The following is a 3479-nucleotide window of genomic DNA, read 5'->3' on the forward strand; positions in this document are numbered from 1 at the left end:
GGAAAAATGGTACCAATAAATGAAGAAAATTAAATAATATATAGTTATAACGAAGAGCATCCAAAAAGGGGTGCTCTTTTAATATTAAATGAATAAATTCTTTATGGTTTTGGACAAGCTGTTTTTTATCATTTAGTATTCATTTTCCATTACTATCTGTCAATGGCACCATTTTTTGACTGATTGGATGTTGAGATTTTGGTATATTTAATTTCCTTTAAACTTGCACCTCTAGATTCATGGGAGTTTTTTCCCTCTACTTTCGTAACTTCAAACCTTTTAGTTGTAGTATTGTTTACTCCCTTACTGTTCACTCTACATACAGTAACAAACAAATCTTTAATTGGAGGTCTTTCATTATTAAGTGGACTTATACCAGCAAAAGCAAATCGGTCTTTCAATGATAATGGACTTGAAATAGGGGGATATGCTCTGAGAATCTTGTTAATTTTACAGAGTCTCCAAGGGAAGTTACTTTTCCAATTTGGCCTGCTCCTTTATTTTCAATTCATCCTAAACCAAACTCCATAAAAATATTTGTTCCCCATTGCACCCATATCTGCTAGTGGCATAACTTGCTTCGTAACTTCAGTATTTGTTCTTATTCGGTCAATCTCTTCAATTTGTTCTAATAGTTCTAGTTCAACTACATCTGTTGAAGCGATCCTTAATTGAAATTCGGTATGAAAAGCTTCATTCTTATCATTAAGAGCTATCAATTCCTTACTAGAAATATTTGATACATTGAAATATTCTTACATGGTATAATTTTCTTGATGATTTTGGAACTAGAAGGGGTTTAAATGATGGGAAACTTTCAAAGTAATTTTCAAACGGCTACACAAATTGCTACACAAATGAAAAATGCATCGGATACAATTCAAGGTGCGACAAATCGTTCTATAGCAAAGGCGAGCCGTACTACACTATCTGTTAATGCTCAGGCGCAAGAAGCGAATCAACAAATGCTAGATTTGACTAGACAATTTTGTGGGGCCTTTCAACAAGCAATTGATAATATTCATTTAGTAGCTAAGGATTTTGAAAGAATGGATAACGAACTACAAAAGACATTTCGCTAATGTGGCAACCTACGGTAAAGGGAGAAGGGTAGGGAGAATAAGATGAGTCAAGATGTAGAAAAGCAAATAAATGAACTTAATCATGAGTTACGGATAGTATTTGAAAAACAGGATCGAAATCAAACGGAGATTCAAATCCAGGGACAAGCAGAAATGGACTTTCACGAATTGAGAAATCGAAATAATCGTTTATTTAATAGGATTTTAGAAACATGGCATGGTGATAAAGATGTTTCTCATTTTTTTATGAATAAGCTTCAAGAGTCGCAACATATTGAGCGGAAATTAACATTGGAATTGGAAAATCAAAAAGAAACATTACTTAAAGAAAGACGCAATCTTATTGATTTAGAAACCGACCTTACCTATCGGCAACAGCGATTAAAAAGGGAGGACAAAGCATGAGTTTAAATATGTATTTAGGGGAAGTACAAAATCAGACCCAAAGCATGAATGCTGTATGTGTCACTACTATCCAAGCTATGGAGCAAGCAATCCAATCAATTGATACCTTTGCAACTGATACAGTTTTACAAGGGCAAACATATAGTAGTGCAAAAATATTTTTTGTCCAAACTTTTCGTCCTTTAGCACAAGGTATCATTTATTTATGTGAAGAATTAATCCGTCAAAATGATGCATTTCCAAGCGATTTTCAATCACAAGTTGCTTCCACAGATGTCATTGAACAAGAAATAAGAGAGCAAATTCAAGAAATTAATCGAATGGTCGCAAGTATAGAAGCGATTAGTATTACTACAGTATTGCCTGGAATAGATGCCATGGTTATTGTTTTAGTCGAGATGAGAAAAAAACTGCAAGAAAAATTAGAGCATCTATATGAATTTAACTATACGTCTAGTAATAACTACAACACAGCTCTTCAACTTGTGGCTAGTATTACTGCCGGCCTTGCTGAAGTCCAAAGTGGAAAAGGATTTAGTCCTGTAAGTGGTACGTTTAGTACACAAGGATTAAATATGGATTGGACCGTTTCGATCCAAGAAATTGCTGATGAAAGAAAACGTCAAGTTGATAATCTTTTAAAGGAAGGATCAATAGAAGAGGGAGCGGTGTGCAAGAAACCTCCTGAAAAATCTACTTCTGAAAAAATTATAGATGGTATTTTAGCAGGGACGGGTCAAGCAGTTGAAGATACAATAGATGGTGTTGTGGCACTTGGTAAATGGGAAACATGGGAGAACATGGGGTACGCTTTTACTCATTTAAATGAAACCTTACCTGCTATGTGGAACACATTATCAGATTCGTTTATTAATGATGTAATAAATGGAGACGCTGAAAGTCGTGCTAAGTGGGGAAGTTATGCTTTTACACAAATTGGACTTGGACTTATTGGTGATAAGGGGATAAGTAAAGTCACTACATTAGCAAAAGGTGCAAAATTCTCTACAGGAATGTCTTCTTTCGCAAATAAATTGCCATTGACGGATCGGTTGGCATTTGCAGGTGCAAGTGGATTTGGAAGCAATCAAATAAAAACATTTGAAGTTTTACGCAAAGCTCGTGAAACATTTATGTTTTCAAAAACTGGTGGAAGAAGTAAAGTTAAAGATGTACAAGAAGTAATACAAGATTATGCAGATAAGGTCCTGGATAAAGTTGAAATAAAAAACGAATATCCTGATTCTTATACCGCATCTAAGGTACTGCGTGAAGAACTTAAAGCTGCAGGTATTGAGCCGCCACCATATCCAAATGCAGCACATCATATTACTGCTTGGAATGACAAAAGGGCAATTGAAGCACAGGAATTACTTGAAGAGTTTGGGATACATCATAATTCAGCTGCTAATGGTGTGTTTTTACCTTATAAAGTAAATGACTATGTGACTACGGAAGTGTTACACGTAGGAAATCATAGTACCGAATATATGAAAGAAGTAACCAAGATATTAAAGGAAATCAAAGAATATGGTGGTACTCAGGAAGATGTTGCCGCAGCGTTACATGATATTAGAATACGTCTATTAGAAGGTAGTTTAAAATTAAATAATCCAAAATGATTTACACACATATTTCTAATATTAAAGGAGAAAAACTATGAAGATATGGGAATTAAGAAGTTCTTCTGATAACTATGAGTCTTTTCAATTATTAAATTATAAAGAAGATAAAAAGTTTTTTGAAGGGAAGTTTAACTCTACAATAAAACTAATAGATTCATGGAGAAAGTTACCTATTGAATGCTTAGAAGGAGGAAAGACCACTGATTTTCCACACTTCTGGGGAGAAATTGGTGCCCTAATGGTTAGTGAAAAAGCAAAAACATTATTAGAACCTTCAATAGGCCATAATGTTGAATTCTTACCACTTTTACGCGATTCAACTAGTGAGGTATATTACTTGGTCCATGTGTTGAATGTACTAGATGCA

Annotated in this window: 4 protein-coding genes and 1 pseudogene; 4 read left to right on the forward strand and 1 reads right to left on the reverse strand. The window is 34.4% G+C overall.

Features of this window, described 5'->3' with window-relative positions:
- Positions 1-503: 503 nt before the first annotated feature.
- Positions 504-719: a hypothetical protein gene (locus MR167_RS30960; protein ID WP_170265090.1), complete on the reverse strand. Its 216-nt coding sequence runs from the start codon at positions 717-719 to the stop codon at positions 504-506.
- Between the two features lie 84 nt (positions 720-803).
- On the opposite strand from MR167_RS30960, the gene MR167_RS30965 reads away from it, so the two are divergent.
- The 4 genes and pseudogenes from MR167_RS30965 to MR167_RS30980 all read left to right on the forward strand — a co-directional run.
- Positions 804-1082 (forward strand): TIGR04197 family type VII secretion effector, encoded by a 279-nt coding sequence (locus MR167_RS30965; RefSeq protein ID WP_074790097.1) that lies wholly within the window; start codon positions 804-806, stop codon positions 1080-1082.
- A 42-nt stretch (positions 1083-1124) separates the two neighbouring features.
- Complete coding sequence (locus MR167_RS30970) at positions 1125-1487, forward strand: DUF3958 family protein (RefSeq protein WP_074790096.1); 363 nt, start codon at positions 1125-1127, stop codon at positions 1485-1487.
- Positions 1484-3109 carry an AHH domain-containing protein gene (locus MR167_RS30975; RefSeq protein ID WP_098293386.1) on the forward strand — a complete coding sequence of 542 codons (1626 nt, stop codon included), beginning with the start codon at positions 1484-1486 and terminating at the stop codon, positions 3107-3109. Before MR167_RS30970 ends, MR167_RS30975 begins: the two co-directional genes overlap by 4 nt.
- 37 nt (positions 3110-3146) lie before the next feature.
- Positions 3147-3479, forward strand: a pseudogene (locus tag MR167_RS30980) (imm11 family protein); the annotation flags it as partial.

The organism is Bacillus cereus group sp. BfR-BA-01355, assembly GCF_022663675.1.
Lineage (GTDB): Bacteria > Bacillota > Bacilli > Bacillales > Bacillaceae_G > Bacillus_A > Bacillus_A thuringiensis_S.